Genomic DNA, 15025 nt, shown 5'->3' with positions numbered 1-15025 from the left:
CCGCCGAATCCCCCGGAACTCGCCGCAAGCGCCCCACGGCGTTCCTGCGGCCCGAGGGTGGGGGCCGAGAGTGGCTGGTCCCGTCCAGCGACGTACGGCGCGCGTAACGCCCCACCAAGCGGCCCCGTCCGGCGACGGCGAGCAACACAGCCGGGCGGGGCTTTCCGCTGCCGCTCCCTACAGGTCGAACACGGCGGTGACGGGCGCGTGGTCACTCCACCGCTCCGCGTGGCTCGCCGCCCGCTCCACGTACGCCTTCACGCAGCGCTCGGCCAAGCGAGGTGAACTGACGATCAGGTCGATCCGCCAGCCCGCGTCGTTGTCGAAAGCCCGTCCCCGGTACGACCACCAGGAGTACGGACCCTCCTCGTCCGGATGCAGCGCGCGCACCACGTCGACGTACTCCGCCTCGTCGAAGACCCGGGTCATCCACTCCCGTTCCTCGGGCAGGAAGCCGGAGTTCTTCTTGTTGCCCTTCCAGTTCTTGAGGTCGGCCTCCTGGTGCGCGATGTTCCAGTCGCCGCAGACCACGACCTCGCGTCCGTCAGCCGCCGCCCGCGCCTTCAGCTCGGCGAGGTACGGCAGGAACTCCGCCATGAACCGAGTTTTCTCGTCCTGCCGCTCCGTCCCCACCTCGCCCGACGGCAGATAGAGGCTGGCGACCGTGACGCCGGGCAGATCCGCCTCGACATACCGACCGCTCGCGTCGAACTCGCTCGACCCGAACCCGATCCGCACCTGGTCCGGCTCACGCCGCGTGTAGAGCGACACGCCCGCGCGGCCCTTCGCGGCGGCCGGAGCGTGCACCGTGTGCCAGCCCTCCGGCTCGCGGACCTCGTCGGGGAGCTGGTGCGCCTCGGCCCGTACCTCCTGGAGGCAGATGGCGTCGGCTGCGGTACCGGCCAGCCACTCCACAAAGCCCTTTTTGGCCGCGGCGCGGAGACCATTCACATTCACGGTTGTCACGGTGAGCATCCCGGCACCCTACCGAGCACCACACCGACAGCCCGCATCGCATACATGTACGATCGTCCGCATGATTTTCCGCCAAGTGCCCTTCGACCACCCCGATGCCGTCAAACTCAATGACCAGGTGCAGCTCGAATACGCCGAGAGATACCAGAGCGAGGGCGATGTCACACCGCTCGACGCCACGATGTTCCTGCCGCCGCGCGGCCTCTATCTTCTCGCGTACGACGATCACGACCGTCCCGTCGCCAGCGGCGGCTGGCGCTCGCAGGAAGCAGGCGGCGAGGGCTACAGCGACGGAGACGCGGAGCTCAAGCGCATGTACGTGATCCGCGAGGCGCGTGGCCTGGGCTTCGCCCGCCGGATCCTCGCCGCGCTGGAGGACGACGCCCGCGCCGCCGGCCGTACCCGGATGGTTCTGGAGACCGGCACCAAGCAGCCCGAGGCGATCGCCCTTTACACCTCGTCCGGCTATCTGCCGTGCGCCAAATTCGGCCACTACCGCCATTACGACGAGAGCCGCTGCTTCGCCAAGCCTTTGTCGCGCCCCTGACATAAACACGATTCCCGTGGCACTCTGCCTCACGCAAGCCGATCCGCACCGCCTCATCCCCCACCCTGCCCGCGCGACTCCATGCGCGGGCACGGCAGAAGGAGACATGCGTGAGACGCCATCGCACCGCCGCCGGGATCCTGTTGACCGTCGGCACCCTGCTCACCGGAGCGCTGTCCGCCACCACAGCAGGCGCAGCCCCCGCTCCGTCCCCCGCACCCGCTGTCTTCAACCAGCAGCAGACACAGGGCTTCTGGACCGCGGAGCGGATGCGCAACGCCACTCCGCTCGATCTGATCCAGGCCGTTCCCGGCTCGGTCAGAGCCCCGCGGTCCGGTAGCAAGGAGACGGTCGTCCCGCCGACCGCCGTGTCCCCCACCGCCTTCCCGCAGGCCGGCGGCGCGTGGACGGGCGGCGGCGCCGTGGTCAAGACGTCCGGCCGGGTGTTCTTCACCTTCCAGGGCCGTACGGCATCCTGCTCCGGCGACTCGGTCACCAGCCAGAACGGCAGCACAGTGATCACCGCGGGCCACTGCGTGAAGTACCAGGGCAGCTGGCACACCAACTGGGTCTTCGTGCCCGCGTACAACAACGGCCAGGCGCCGTACGGTCAGTGGTCCGCCACCAAGACGTTCTCGACGGACCAGTGGGTGGCGAGCGAGGACATCAACTACGACGTCGGCCTGGCCGTCGTCGCCCCGCTGAACGGCAACAAGCTCGCCGATACGGTCGGTGCGCAGGGCCTGAGCTTCAACGGCGGCTACAACAAGCCCATGTACGCCTTCGGCTTCCCCGCGGCCGCCCCGTACGACGGCACAAAGCTGATCTACTGCAGCGGCAACAGCTCGAAGGACTTCCTGTTCTCAAAGGACCACAGCCTGGGCTGCAATATGACGGGCGGCTCCAGCGGCGGCCCCTGGTTCACCTCGTTCAGCGAGGCCACCGGCACCGGGCTGCAGGCATCGGTGAACAGCTTCGGCTACACCTTCCTGCCGAACCGGATGTTCGGCCCGTACTTCGGCAATGAGGCCAAGGCCGTCTACGACAAGGCCCAGACCTCCTGATCCCTTCGGGAGCCGGCGGGGGCCGCTCAGCCCCCCGCCGGTCCCGCCCGGCGCGTTCGGGCCGGGTCAGCGCCGCCCGCTGCCCGCAGGCACGCCGTCACCGGACGCGCCCGCCATCTCGTCCTCGTCCTCGCCCTCGGTGTCCACATGCGGCAGGATCCGGTCCAGCCACCGCGGCGTCCACCAGGCCGCCCGCCCCATCAGCGTCATCACCGCCGGCACCAGCAGCAGCCGCACCACGGTCGCGTCGATGAGCACGCTCACGGCCAGGCCCAGTCCCAGCATCTTGACCACGATGTTGTCGCTGACCACGAAGGCGGCGAAGACGCTCACCATGATGAGCGCGGCGCAGGTGATGACGCGTGCGGTGATTTCCAGCGCGTGCGCGACGCTCGCCTTCGGGTCGCCGGTACGCAGCCAGGCCTCGTGCACGCGGGAGAGCAGGAAGATCTCGTAGTCCATGCTCAGCCCGAAGACGATCGCGAACATCATCATCGGCACATAGCTCTCGATGGGCACCTTGCCCGACACCCCCAGCGCCGGGCCGCCCCAGCCCCACTGGAAGACGGCCACCACTACTCCGTACGAGGCGGCGATGGACAGGACGTTGAGCACGGCCGCCTTGACCGCGACCAGCAGCCCGCGGAAGACGATCAGGATGATGAGGAAGGCGAGGGCGACCACCACGGCGATGATCAGGGGCAGTCTGCTGGAGACGATGTCCAGGAAGTCGACCTGGGCCGCGGTCGTCCCGGTGACATAGCCCTGTGCGGAGGTGCCGTTGACGGCCTCGGGCAGGACGTCGTCGTCCAGCCGGTTGACCAGCTCGGTGGTGACCTCGTCCTGCGGCGCCTGCTGCGAATAGGCGGTGCCGACCAGTACGTCTCCGTCCTGAGTTGGCTTCAGCGGGCTGATCGCGGCGGCCCCGGGCACATGGGCGAGCGCCTTCTGAGCCTGTGTCGCGAGCGCCGCGCGGTCGGCGGCCGGCACCGAGGTCTGGTCGATGACAAGGGTCATCGGCCCGTTGGACCCGGGGCCGAAGGCGTCGGACATCAGGTCGAACGCCCGCCGGTCCGTAAAGGACTTCGGGTCGGCGCCGTCCCCGATGTGGCCGAGCTGGATGGAGAACAGCGGGATGGCGAGCACGGCAATGACGGCCACCCCGCCGGTCAGGAACCACCACGGCCGGCGCTCGACGCGCTGCGCGTACCGGCGCCAGCTGCCGTGCTCCCCGGCGCCCGGCACGGCGCCCGGCACGGCGTCCGTCTCCGCGACCGGCTTGCGCACCCGGTACGTGTCGATCCGCCGGCCGATCAGCCCCAGCAGCGCGGGCACCAGGGTGAGCGCGCCGGCGACCGCCGTGATCACGGTGACGGCGGCCGCCACCCCGAGTTTGGAGATGAAGCTGACCCCGGAGACCGACAGTCCCATCAGAGCGATGATGACCGTACATCCGGAGACGAGCACCGCCCGGCCGCTGGTGGCCACCGCCCTGCCCGCGGCGACCACCGGATCGGCGCCGTTCATGAGGTTCTGCCGGTGCCTGGTGATCAGGAACAGCGCGTAGTCGATGCCCACGCCGAGACCGATCATGGTGGCGAGCGTGGGTGAGACGGTGGCGAAGGTGAACGCGGCGGCGAGCAGCCCGAGGCAGGCGAGCCCGCAGATCACACTGATCAGCGCCGTCAGCAGGGGCACACCGGCGGCGAGCACACTGCCGAAACCGATGAGCAGTACGAGGATCGCCACGCCGAAGCCGATCAGCTCACTGATCCGGTCGTTGGCCGCGGGCCTGGCCAGCTCACCCAGCAGGCCGCCGTACTCCACATCCACCCCGGCGGAGCGCAGCGGCTGGACGGCCGTGTCCACACCGTCGAGATACGACTTCTCCAGAGTGGACGGCTGCACATCGAAGCGGACGGTGATGTACGCGGTTGCGCCGTCCGTGGAGAGGGGGCCGATGTTCTGTCCGGACGGCTGCTGCGGGGGCCGCGTCGAGCCCGGCGGAGGCAACGGGTTCTGCGCGGACAGCACATGCGGCAGCTTCTGGAGGTTGCCGATCACCGTGGACATCTGCGAGGCGAAGCCGGTGAGCGGCTTGGCCGTGTCGCTCAGGACGATCTGGGCCGCGTAACCGCCGGCAGCGGGATCGTGTTCCTTGAGCACCTCCCGCCCCTCCGTCGACTGGACGCCGGGCAGCGAGAAGTTGTCGGAGTAGTCGCCGCCGTACGCGTGCTGCAGAACCTGAAGGCCCGCGAGTGCGACGAGCCAGGCCAGGACGACGACCGCACAGCGGCGGGCGCACCATTCACCGAGCCGCCGCAGCAGGCCTTTGCGGGCCGCGGGTGCGGGGGCAGAGGCGGAGGTGGAGGACGCGGCCGGGGAGTCGTGCGGAGGCTGAGCCAACGACATGCCTTTCTCCCGACGAGAACCGGCGCACGGATGGCTGCCGAGGTCTGGAGGTGCTCTCTCCGACACCGGTCCAGAGAAAGACACAGCGAACATTCAGCATTAAAAGCCCGATCCGACCGCACGGCATGCGCACTTCCGTGTGGAAGGCGCTCCTTGAGCGTTGGTCGGAGTCAGCTCACTTCGGATGCTCAGCTCACTTCGGATGCGTGGAGCCGAGTGCGCCGGGACTTCTGGGCACCCAACCGGGTACGGCCGCCACCTGCTTCGGATCGGGCTCGCGCATCAGGGCGCGCCAACCGTCCTGGCCGCCGTTGCCGTCGAGCCGGACGTCAATGTCCTTGATCTGTCCGGTGTCGTGGAAGTACAGCACCACCATTTGGCGGTCGGAACCCTCGTCGTAGAAGTCCGCCGTGACCTTCCCCCGGGCGCCCTTGCCGAACTCCTTGATCCAGTTGGCGGCCGTCTTCTTGGTCTCGTCCTCGGTGCCGTCGCTGCTCGCGAGCGACTGCAGCCCTTCGGCCCGCTCGTCAGCGATCCGCCAGACGATCTCTTGCGTCACTTCCAGTGAACCGGTGGACGGGTAGCCGACCACCCTCAGTGGCTCATGGTTGGCGTAGTCCTCGGCGTAACGCACGGCGGCGTCGTCCGAGGGCGAACACGCCGTCAGCACTGCGAGCATCAGACCGGCTGACAGAGCCCCTGTCAGCCTTCGTGTTCCTGCGGCCCGGCTCATTCGGCGCTCATGGGCGGCATGATTCAGGATCCGCTCGATCGGGTTGCGCGTGCCGCGACAGCGGGCCAGGACATCGTCCAACGTGGTGTGGCTCTTTCCTCGGTCTCTTGCGTCGAACACCGCGCGAATCCGGTGACTTTCGACAAGCAGAGGCGCGAACGACGAGATCCCGGTCGGACGGTGACCGTCTGACCGGGATCTCGTGAACAGCGTTGTTGTGGACCTGTGGGGATTTGAACCCCAGACCCCCTCGATGCGAACGAGGTGCGCTACCAGACTGCGCCACAGGCCCTTGCAACGAGTGAAACCTTAGCACCCCCATTGGGGTGCTTGGAAATCCGTTCCCTCGCTGGTCACGGAAGCAGCCCGGCGGAGCCGGGACGCGTCCGCTCTCACTCGTTGGCGGCGCGCGGCCGGTCTTCTTCCGCGTACTGGTCGAAGAGCGGCGTACGGCCGCGGTCGCGGGTGCGGCGGGGCGAGGACGTCCGCTGGCGCGGAGGCGCATCGGCCGGCGGCTCCGCTTCCTGGGTCGGCTCCGCGGTCGAGGAGCGCGCCGAGCTCCAGGTCTCCGGGTCGCTGAAGTCCACACCGCTCGTTGCGCGCGGGGCGACCGGAGCGGTGACGTACGTCGGCAGCGGGACCGGGACCGGGTCCCAGCTGTCGCCGCGCGCCGGGCCGCGTTCGCGCTGCTGGTCGACCCACTCCGCGTGGTCCGTCTGCTCGACCAGCGCGCGGCGTCCTGCCTCCTGCGGGGAGAGCGTGACGGCGGGCTCGGGCTCGGGGCGCGTCTCCTGCTCCTCGTCCGGCTCGACGGTGGACCCCGCCGCGGCCTGGTGCCGGCGCGGATGGTTCTCGCGCAGCCGCTGCGCCGCGGCCTCCGCCCGGCGCCGGTCCATGGTGAACGCGAAGCGCCGCCGCTCCTTACCGCGCAGATGCACGATGTACACGCTGAGGAGCACCGCGGGGAGGGCCGGGGCCCACAGGAGTCCGAGCCCGCCGACCGCGGCCACGATCGCGCCGAGGGTGAAGGCGAAGAAGAGGACCACGATGGTGCGTCTGCGGCGGGCCAGGACCTTGGTACGGCGGGCGCGCTCGGCGGCGGCGCCGTTCGGACGCGGACGCCGGGCGCCGGGCCGGGCCGACGGCCGGTACTGCGCCGGGGCCTGGGGCGGTTCCGCCTGCGCGGGCACCGGGCGGGCCGGGACGTCGAGCCGGGCTTCGGTACGGGCCGGGGGCGCGGCGAAAGCCCGGACGTCCACGGAACTCAAACGGTCCGTGGCCGCGTCCGGGTCCACGTCGGCCCCGGCCTCCTCGGCCGCGCGCTCTCGCAGCTCCTTGGCGTACCGGCGCTCCATCGCCCCGCGTCCGGACAGCAGCCGGATGGCGGTGGAGAAGCGTTCCGTCGGACGGGCTTCATTGAGCTCGTCCTGCCTGCGGAGCCACATCGGCACCAAGTAGGCGGCCCAGGCCCCGACGATGACTGCGTAGATGAGGCCACTGCTGCTCACACTTCACACCGTAGAGGGGTTCGCATGAGGGCATCCGCCAATTGGCCCGGTGTGTCGCACGATCTGGCTGATATCACGGACTTTTTTTGTGATTGTTCAGATCAGTTCATGGCTGACGGCGATCAATTTCGAACATTTATTTTATTTCCCGTGGCGTTCCGGGTCGTGCCTGGTGCCAGCGGCGGAGCAGTCCCTCCGGTACCTCTTCGGCCGTGAGCGCGAAGACCAGATGGTCCCTCCACGCACCGTCGATGTGGAGATAGCGGGGCCGCAGTCCCTCTTCGCGGAATCCGAGTTTCTCCACAACCCGGCGGCTGGGGCCGTTCTCCGGGCGAATGCAGACTTCGATGCGGTGCAGTCCGACCGTACGGAAGCAGTGGTCGACGGCGAGGGCGACGGCCGTCGGCATGACGCCGCGGCCCGCCACCGCCCGGTCGACCCAGTAGCCGACATGCCCCGAACACATCGAGCCCCAGGTGATCCCGGCGACCGTCAGCTGACCGACGAGCTGTCCCCGGTACTCGATGACGAAGGGCAGCATCCGCCCGGCGTTGGCCTCGGCGCGCAGATGGCGGACCATCTGGCGGTAGGTGGGGCGCTGGGCGACCGGGCTGCCGGGGGCCGGCGGCGGAATCGTCGCCTCCCAGGGCCGCAGCCAGTCGCGGTTGCGCCGGTTGACCTCGCGCCAGGCCCGCTGGTCGCGCAGCTTTATCGGACGAAGGGCGATATCGCCGTCCGCCAGGATCACCGGCCAGAACGGGGTGTTCAGCTTGGGCTCCCGGGGGTCCCCCCGGACGGAGTCCGGGGGATGGGTCTGGGGTGGTCTCCACCGCGGATCTGTTCGACGGCGTGGATCAGGAGCTTCTCCAGTACGGCGAGTCCGTCGCGTACTCCGCCCGTGGAGCCGGGGAGGTTGACGATCAGGGTCCGGCCGGCGACACCGGCGAGGCCGCGGGACAGGGCCGCGGTGGGTACCTTCTCGCGCCCGTACGCGCGGATCGCCTCGGGGATGCCGGGGATCTCGTGGTCGAGGACGCGGGCGGTGACGTCGGGCGTCCGGTCGGTGGGCGAGATGCCGGTGCCGCCGGTGGTGAGGATGACGTCGTACGCGGCGGCGACGCCGTCCCGCAGGGCCTGCTCGACGGGGTCGCCGTCCGGCACGACGCGCGGGCCTTCGACCTGGAAGCCGAGCGCGGACAGGCCCTCGGCGAGGATCGGGCCGCCCTTGTCGGCGTAGACCCCGGCGGAGGCACGGTTCGACGCCGTCACAACAAGGGCCCGGTACGGCGCGACCGGCTCGGTCGCCTCGCCGTCGGTCGCCTCGGGGGCGGTCGCCCGGGTGCCGGCCGCGTCGAGGTCGGCGGCTGTGAGGTCGGCGGCTTCGGAGCCGGGCCCGTGGCTGTGGCCGTACACCTCTCCGGCCCGCGGTGCGGGGCTCATGAGCGGATCCAGTCGCCGGACTTGCCGCCCGTCTTCTCCTCGACCCGGATGTCGCTGATGACCGCCGCCTTGTCCACGGCCTTGATCATGTCGACGACGGTGAGCGCGGCGACCGAGACCGCCGTCAGGGCCTCCATCTCGACGCCCGTGCGATCCGTCGTCTTCACCGTCGCGATGATCTCCACGGCGTCGTCCGCGACCTTCAGATCGAGTTTCACGCCGGAGACCGCGAGGGGGTGGCAGAGCGGGATCAGATCGGGCGTGCGCTTGGCGCCCATGATGCCCGCGATACGGGCCGTGGCGAGTGCGTCGCCCTTGGGGACGCCCTCACCGCGCAGCAGTTCCACGACCCGCGGTGACACCAGGACCCGGCCGCTGGCGCGGGCGGTACGTGAGGTGACGTCCTTTCCGGAGACGTCGACCATGCGGGCCGCCCCCGCCTCGTCGATGTGCGTCAGCCTGTCGTGCGTGCTCATTGGTGCGGCGCTCCCGGTCCGGGCCCTCAGGGCCTGTGTGGGCAGACACGGTACCGCCACCGCACGCAGGTCACCCGATGAGGACCACTTCCACCTCCGCGTCGGGCTCGACCGAGGTGTCGGCCTCCGGGACGACGATCAGGCAGTCGGCATGGGCGAGCGCCGCGATCAGATGGGAGCCGGATCCGCCGACCGGGGAGACGGTGCCCGATTCGGGGTCGTACGTACCCCGCAGGAACTGCCGCCTGCCGGAGGGTGACGACAGGGCCTTGTCGGCCTTGAGCACGGCACGGGCCTTCGGCCGATGGACGTCCTTCAGGCCCATCAGGGCACGGATCGCGGGACGTACGAACAGTTCGAAGGAGACGTACGACGAGACCGGATTGCCCGGCAGCGCCAGCAACGGGGTGTGCTCAGGGCCGATCGAGCCGAAGCCCTGCGGCTTGCCGGGCTGCATGGCGAGCTTGCGGAAGTCGATCCCGCTGCCCGGCACGTCCTCGTCGCCCACGGACGAGAGGGCCTCCTTGACCACGTCGTACGCGCCGACGCTGACGCCGCCCGTCGTGACCAGCAGATCGGCGCGGATCAGCTGGTCCTCGATGGTGGCGCGCAGGGTCTCCGCGTCGTCCGTGACCGCGCCCACCCGGTAGGAGAGGGCGCCGGCGTCACGTGCGGCGGCGGACAGCGCGAAGCTGTTGGAGTCGTAGATCTGGCCCTCGCCCAACTTCTCGCCGGGCTGGATCAGTTCGCTGCCGGTGGAGAGCACGACGACACGCGGACGGGGCCGTACGCGCACGGTGCCGCGGCCGATCGCGGCGAGCAGTCCGATCTGCGGCGGGCCGAGGACCGTGCCTTCCTCCAGCGCCAGATCGCCCGCCTGGACGTCGCTGCCGCGCCGGCGCACATGGGCCCCTGCCTCAGCCGGGCGGTGGACGCGGACTTCACCGCTCGCACCCTCGGGGGCCTCGCCGGCCGGGCGCATCGTGGTGGCCGCTCCGCCGCCCGTACCGCCGTCGGTCCACTCGACCGGGACGACCGCCTCCGCGCCGGGCGGCAGCGGGGCGCCGGTCATGATGCGCACGGCCTGGCCGGGGCCGACCGTGGGCAGACCGCCGCCGCCGGCCGCCACATCGCCGATGACCGCGAGGACCGCCGGGAACTCCTCGCTGGCGCCCGAGACGTCGGCCGTACGGACCGCGTACCCGTCCATGGAGCTGTTGTCGAAGGGCGGCAGGGCGACCGGCACCGTGACGTCCTCGACGAGGACGCAGCCCTGGGCGTCGGGCAGTTGCAGCTCGATCGGGTCCAGCGGACGGATCGCGCTGAGGATGTCCTCCAGATGGTCGTCCACCGACCAGATCGTGCTGCTCACAGCGCTACATCTCCTCGGTCACATAACTGCGAAGCCAGGTCCGGAACTCCGGGCCCAGGTCTTCACGTTCGCACGCGAGTCTGACAATCGCCCGCAAATAGTCGCCACGATCGCCGGTGTCATAGCGGCGGCCCTTGAAGACGACGCCGTGCACCGGCCCGCCCAGCTTCTCGTCCTCGGCGAGCTTCTCGAGGGCGTCGGTGAGCTGGATCTCGTTTCCGCGGCCCGGCTCGGTCTGCCGAAGTATCTCGAAGACCGCGGGGTCCAGGACATAGCGGCCGATGATGGCGAGGTTGCTCGGCGCCTCGGACGGCTCGGGCTTCTCCACCAGCTTGGTCACCCTGACCACGTCGGACTCGCCGGTGGCCTCGACGGCCGCGCAGCCGTACTGATGGATCTGGGCGGGGTCGACCTCCATCAGCGCGATGACACTGCCGCCCTCCCGCTCCTGGATGTCGACCATGCGGGCGAGCAGCGGGTCGCGCGGGTCGATCAGGTCGTCGCCGAGAAGGACCGCGAAGGGCTGGTCACCGACGTGCGGGGCGGCGCACAGCACGGCGTGGCCGAGGCCGCGCGGGTCGCCTTGGCGCACATAGTGCATGGTGGCGAGGTCGCTCGACTCCTGCACCTTCGCCAGACGTTCGGCGTCGCCCTTGCGGGTGAGCGCGCTCTCCAGCTCGTAGTTGCGGTCGAAGTGGTCCTCGAGCGGGCGCTTGTTGCGGCCTGTGATCATGAGTACGTCGGAGAGGCCGGCCGAGACCGCCTCCTCGACGACGTACTGGATAGCAGGCTTGTCGACGACAGGCAGCATCTCTTTGGGAGTGGCTTTCGTGGCAGGCAGGAACCGGGTTCCGAGGCCTGCGGCAGGGATAACAGCCTTGCTGATCCTGGGGTGCGACTGAGTCATGCGATGCACACTATCCGGTAAGTATGGGCTGAAGATGAGCCTCCGGTTAACTTCGTGCTCATAGAGGCGCATACGCGAGGTTTGTGAAGGTGGCATGAGCGGCGACTTGTCCGGAAAGAGTGCGGTACGACGTGAACTCCTCGACGCCCGGGGCCTTCTGTCCACTGAGGACGTCCAAAAGGCCGCCGCGGTTCTCGCGCGACAGGCCCTGGGTCTCCCGGAATTGACCGAAGCGGACACGGTCGCCGCATATGTCTCGGTGGGGCGCGAGCCCGGCACGCGCGCGCTGCTCGACGCGCTGCGCGAGCGGGGCGTACGCGTCCTGCTGCCGGTCCTGAAGGCGGACAACGACCTGGACTGGGGCGTTTACAGGGGCTCGGAGCATCTGGTGCGCGCGGGCCGCGGGCTGCTGGAGCCGGACGGCGAGCGGCTGGGCGTGGACGCCGTACTCGAAGCGGATGCCGTGCTCCTTCCGGGGCTCGCGGTGGACGCGCGCGGTATGCGACTCGGCCGCGGAGGCGGTTCGTACGACCGAGTCCTCTCCCGTCTCGCAGCCGCCGGTGCCGACCCCGCGCTGGTGGTTCTGCTGTACGCGAACGAGGTGCTCGCGCGGGTCCCGGAGGAACCGCACGACCACCCCGTGCACGCGGTGGTGACACCCACGGCCGTCAGTCGCTTTACGGAGTGAGCTTGAGGGTGTCGACGGTCTTCGCCTTCACGGCCGCTTCGCCGTAGGCCCAGTCGAGCAGCTCACCGTTGGCCCACTTGTCCGTCTGGTCGGTGTAGTGCGCGCTGTACGCGTGCCCCGACGCACCGGTCAGACTGATCCAGCGTGACTTGTCCCAGTCGCCGACGTTGACGACCATCCGCATCGACGGCACCCAGATGACGCCGTAGCCGCCCGCCGCGTTCCAGCCGGTGGCGTTGACCGCCGCCTCGCCGCCGCCCAGGTTCCACGGGCCGCGGTTGAGGACGAACTGCAGGAAGCCGGGACCCTCGGTACCGAGGGTCTGGTTCTTCAGCGTCAGCTGGTGCAGCCTGCCCCAGCTCCAGCTGGAGGCGTCCTTGCCGAGCTCGGCCGTCAGCTCCCAGCGGGCGTCCTCCATGGCCCTGGCGAGCAGCTGGTCCCGCGTGGTGGTGGCCGCGTCCGTACGGCTGGCCGGGGAATGCCACCACTGGTTGTTCTCGTCCTTGAGGATCCTGCGCACGACCTCGAACCAGCGGTCACCGCCGTCCGGCTGCGCCGACTCCGCGTCGCGCTGGCCGCACTCCCGCACCCGCTCGCTGAGCTGGTCGTCCGGGGCGGAGCTGTCGGCCGGGCGGACGTTGAGGCACTCGCCCTCGACCCGCAGCTCCTTGGGCAGCTTGTTGCCGAAAGCAAGCTTGAGGACATTGCGCCAGACCCCGTTGAAGTACGCGGCCGCACCGGAGTCCGGCTCCTGGGTGTAGTCCCAGCCCTCCAGCAGCTTCTGCGCCTCGCGGACGTAGCTGTCCGAGACATCGATCTTGAGCAGATACGGCGTCAGCAGCTTGGCGATCTCGCTGCTGTTGTCCATCTGCATGGTGCGCATGTCTTCGGTGGAGATCTTCCCGCCGCCCTGGATCTTCGACTCGATGAGGTCGTTGATCCGCTGGCTGCGGGCGCCGTAGGCGTAGTCCTTGGTCAGCAGGTACGGGTACTTCTTCGCATCGATCACCGACTGGTTGGCGGTGACGATGTAGCCGCGCTCGGGGTCGTACTCGTACGGAAGCTCATCGAAGGGGATGTAGCGCTTCCACTTGTACCGGGGGTCCCAGCCGGGAACGGGCTTCGTGCCGTCGCCCTCGGCGCGGACCGGGATCTTGCCGGGAGCCTGGTAGCCGATATGGCCCTTGACGTCGGCGTAGACGAGGTTCTGCGAAGGGACCTCGAAGTTCTTGGCGGCCGCGCGGAAGGAGTTGAAGTCCTTGGCGCGGTTGAGCTCGAAGACCGCGTCCATGGATTTGCCGGGCTGCAGCGCGGTCCACTGGAGCGCGACCGCGTATCCGGCGCCACGGTCAGGGGCGGCGTTCGGGACGGGGGCCTTCTGGCCGACCTTCTCCAGCTCGCCGCTGCGGTCGGAGACCAGCGGGCCGTGACCGGTGGAGCGCACCGTGATCGTCTTGGCGGAGCCGCCCGCGACCTTGATGACCTCCTTGCGGGTCGTCAGCGCCTTCTCCTCGTTGCCCACCTGGTAGCGGTCGCCGGTGAGTTTCTCGAGGTAGAGGTCGGTGACGTCGGCACCGAGATTGGTGAAGCCCCAGGCGATGTCCTGGTTGTGACCGATGATCACGCCGGGCAGGCCGGAGAAGGTGTAGCCGGCGGTGTCGTACTGGCAGGTGGCCGAGACGGTCCGGCAGTGCAGGCCCATCTGGTACCAGAGCGAGGGCAGCGACGGCGCGAGATGCGGGTCGTTGGCCAGCATCGGTTTGTTGGTCGTCGTGTACTTGCCGGAGACGACCCAGGAGTTGGAGCCGATGCCGCTGCCGCTGGGGCCCAGCAGGGCGGGGATCGTGTCGAGGGTCTTGGAGAGCGCGGAGAGCTGGGAGTTGAGGCCCTCGGCTGCGCCCGCCGCGCTGTTCCCGCCGCCGCTGCCGCCGTTGGACCTGTCGGACGGCTTGGCTGCCGGGTCGAACTTCCCGGTCGCGGGGTCTATAGCGCCCCTGTCGACAATCGGCTTGTTCCGGTCGTACGGATAGGCCGGATACAGGTCCTTGATCTGCTTCTCGCTGAGCCTGCTCGTCAGCAGCGAGCGGTCGATCTCCTCCTGCATATTGCCGCGCAGGTCCCAGGCCATCGCCTTGAGCCAGGCCACCGAGTCGACGGGCGTCCACTTCTCGGGCTTGTAGTCATTGCTGAAGGCGAGGGCGGCGTACTCGACCGAAAGGTCCTTGCCCTCGCGGCCCTTGAGGTAGGCGTTGACGCCGTCCGCGTAGGCCTGGAGGGACTTCTTGGTCGCGGGCGTGAGGAGGGTGTCGTACTCCTTCTGCGCCACCTGGCGCCAGCCGAGAGTACGCAGGAAGGCGTCCGTCTCGACCTGTCCCGAGCCGAACATCTCGGAGAGCCGGCCGGCCGTCATATGGCGGCGGACGTCCATCTCCCAGAAGCGGTCCTGCGCCTGGACGAAGCCCTGGGCGCGGAACAGGTCTTGGTCGCTGTCCGCGTAGATCTGCGGGATGCCGTAATTGTCGCGTCTGACCTCGACCGGGCCGGAGAGGCCGTCGAGTTTGACCGTTCCGGTGGTCTGCGGGAACGAGGCGCGCACGGTACTGATGCTCCAGTACGTCCCATATCCGACACCCGCGACAAGCGCCAGCACCAGGACGATCACGAGCAGGCGGGCGCGTCGCCCCTTCTTCTTCTTGGGGGAAGAGGCGGTTGTGTTGGCGGGCATCGCTGTCCTTCGAGGCGCAGGCTGGTCCTGGAGTGCTGGGAGCAACCATAGGCGCAGCGCTCCACCGGCCCGGACGCGGTATCCGTAAGGCGACACCCGGACCCTCGCTCGCACGGATGATCGACCCGTCAAGGAAACGTTAAAGATTAGGTAAGGTAACGAAGTGTCGCCGGCTGGA

General features: G+C 69.3%; 13 protein-coding genes and 1 tRNA gene. 3 read left to right on the top strand and 11 right to left on the bottom strand.

The window, feature by feature from the left end; translation table 11 throughout:
- Window positions 1-177: 177 nt before the first annotated feature.
- On the bottom strand, window positions 178-975 hold the full coding sequence (locus ACFWDI_RS01490; RefSeq protein WP_385300655.1) for an exodeoxyribonuclease III: 798 nt from the start codon (window positions 973-975) through the stop codon (window positions 178-180).
- 61 nt (window positions 976-1036) lie between these two features.
- On the opposite strand from ACFWDI_RS01490, the gene ACFWDI_RS01485 reads away from it, so the two are divergent.
- Together ACFWDI_RS01485 and ACFWDI_RS01480 are read left to right on the top strand one after the other, a co-directional pair.
- Window positions 1037-1522: a GNAT family N-acetyltransferase gene (locus ACFWDI_RS01485; protein WP_385300654.1), complete on the top strand. Its 486-nt coding sequence runs from the start codon at window positions 1037-1039 to the stop codon at window positions 1520-1522.
- Between the two features lie 110 nt (window positions 1523-1632).
- On the top strand, window positions 1633-2586 hold the full coding sequence (locus ACFWDI_RS01480; RefSeq protein ID WP_385300652.1) for a trypsin-like serine peptidase: 954 nt from the start codon (window positions 1633-1635) through the stop codon (window positions 2584-2586).
- A 66-nt stretch (window positions 2587-2652) separates the two neighbouring features.
- Here ACFWDI_RS01480 and ACFWDI_RS01475 read toward each other — a convergent pair whose 3' ends face one another.
- The 9 genes from ACFWDI_RS01475 to galU form a co-directional block, all read right to left on the bottom strand.
- The gene (locus ACFWDI_RS01475) at window positions 2653-4998 is read right to left on the bottom strand and encodes an MMPL family transporter (protein ID WP_385300651.1); all 2346 of its coding nucleotides are present in this window, start codon (window positions 4996-4998) and stop codon (window positions 2653-2655) included.
- 193 nt (window positions 4999-5191) lie between these two features.
- Window positions 5192-5677 carry a hypothetical protein gene (locus ACFWDI_RS01470; protein WP_385300650.1) on the bottom strand — a complete coding sequence of 162 codons (486 nt, stop codon included), beginning with the start codon at window positions 5675-5677 and terminating at the stop codon, window positions 5192-5194.
- A 272-nt stretch (window positions 5678-5949) separates the two neighbouring features.
- Window positions 5950-6023: transfer RNA gene (locus ACFWDI_RS01465), tRNA-Ala, on the bottom strand.
- Between the two features lie 100 nt (window positions 6024-6123).
- Window positions 6124-7239, bottom strand: coding sequence for a gephyrin-like molybdotransferase receptor GlpR (gene glpR, locus ACFWDI_RS01460; protein WP_385300648.1), 1116 nt, complete (start codon window positions 7237-7239; stop codon window positions 6124-6126).
- A gap of 136 nt (window positions 7240-7375) precedes the next feature.
- The gene (locus ACFWDI_RS01455) at window positions 7376-7987 is read right to left on the bottom strand and encodes a GNAT family N-acetyltransferase (protein WP_385300647.1); all 612 of its coding nucleotides are present in this window, start codon (window positions 7985-7987) and stop codon (window positions 7376-7378) included.
- A gap of 17 nt (window positions 7988-8004) precedes the next feature.
- Window positions 8005-8679, bottom strand: a complete 675-nt coding sequence (locus ACFWDI_RS01450) for a molybdenum cofactor biosynthesis protein B (protein WP_385300645.1) — start codon at window positions 8677-8679, stop codon at window positions 8005-8007.
- Entirely contained in the window at window positions 8676-9155 is a 480-nt protein-coding gene (gene moaC / locus ACFWDI_RS01445) for a cyclic pyranopterin monophosphate synthase MoaC (RefSeq protein ID WP_327324194.1), read from the bottom strand. The genes ACFWDI_RS01450 and moaC overlap by 4 nt, the downstream gene beginning before the upstream one ends.
- A 70-nt stretch (window positions 9156-9225) precedes the next feature.
- Window positions 9226-10527 carry a gephyrin-like molybdotransferase Glp gene (gene glp / locus ACFWDI_RS01440; RefSeq protein WP_385300643.1) on the bottom strand — a complete coding sequence of 434 codons (1302 nt, stop codon included), beginning with the start codon at window positions 10525-10527 and terminating at the stop codon, window positions 9226-9228.
- Between the two features lie 4 nt (window positions 10528-10531).
- Entirely contained in the window at window positions 10532-11434 is a 903-nt protein-coding gene (gene galU, locus ACFWDI_RS01435) for a UTP--glucose-1-phosphate uridylyltransferase GalU (protein WP_327324196.1), read from the bottom strand.
- 94 nt (window positions 11435-11528) lie between these two features.
- Here galU and ACFWDI_RS01430 point away from each other — a divergent pair, with 94 nt between their 5' ends.
- Window positions 11529-12122, top strand: a complete 594-nt coding sequence (locus tag ACFWDI_RS01430; protein WP_385300641.1) for a 5-formyltetrahydrofolate cyclo-ligase — start codon at window positions 11529-11531, stop codon at window positions 12120-12122.
- Here ACFWDI_RS01430 and ACFWDI_RS01425 read toward each other — a convergent pair.
- Window positions 12112-14847: a penicillin acylase family protein gene (locus ACFWDI_RS01425; RefSeq protein ID WP_385300640.1), complete on the bottom strand. Its 2736-nt coding sequence runs from the start codon at window positions 14845-14847 to the stop codon at window positions 12112-12114. The two genes, ACFWDI_RS01430 and ACFWDI_RS01425, sit on opposite strands and share 11 nt — an antisense overlap.
- Window positions 14848-15025 lie beyond the last annotated feature (178 nt).

This window comes from Streptomyces sp. NPDC060064 (genome assembly GCF_042736455.1).
Classification (GTDB): Bacteria; Actinomycetota; Actinomycetes; order Streptomycetales; family Streptomycetaceae; genus Streptomyces.
Note: the sequence above shows the minus strand (reverse complement) of the source record. Positions and strands in the feature narration are given on the sequence as shown.